At 59.4% G+C, this 577-nt stretch carries 1 protein-coding gene; it reads right to left on the bottom strand.

The window, feature by feature from the left end; genetic code table 11:
- Positions 1 to 560: cyclic nucleotide-binding domain-containing protein (locus tag ACFFNX_RS52085; protein ID WP_378213907.1), on the bottom strand; the 560-nt coding region annotated here is incomplete at its 3' end.
- Between the last annotated feature and the right edge of the window lie 17 nt (positions 561 to 577).

Here is a 577-nt window from a genome sequence, read left to right on the forward strand (position 1 = left end):
ACGATGCATTTGGTCTGGGCCTTGGCGGTGAAATCCCACGTCTCCTGAGACCCGGCCAACGCCCGATCACCAAAATAATCACCATCCGCCAACACCCCCAACGCCGTCTCATCACCATACTTACCAACCCCCACCCGACCCACCTTCCCATGCGCAATCAAAAACACCTGATCCGCAGGCCTCCCCACCTCCACAATCACATCCCCAGCATCAAACTCCTGCTGCACAAAACGCCCCGCCAACGCATTCAACGTCCCCTCATCCCCAAACCCCCGCAACAACGGAAGCTCACACAACTCCGGCGGAACAACCCGCACCTCCGAACCCGTCGAAGAAAAACTCACCCGACCATCCCCCACCGCATAACTCAACCGCCGATTCACCCGAAAAACCCCACCCGAAGCCTGAACCCACGGCAACATCCGCAACAACCACCGAGACGAAATCCCCTGCATCTGCGGCGCCGACTTCGTCGTCGTCGCCAAATTACGCGCCGCCGCCGTACCCAGACTCAACGACGAACCCTCAACAACCAAACCCGACTGCGCCGACTCCGTCACGACACACACCACCATTC

The sequence above is a fragment of the Actinoallomurus acaciae genome (genome assembly GCF_042429965.1).
GTDB classification, from domain to species: Bacteria; Actinomycetota; Actinomycetes; order Streptosporangiales; family Streptosporangiaceae; genus Actinoallomurus; species Actinoallomurus acaciae.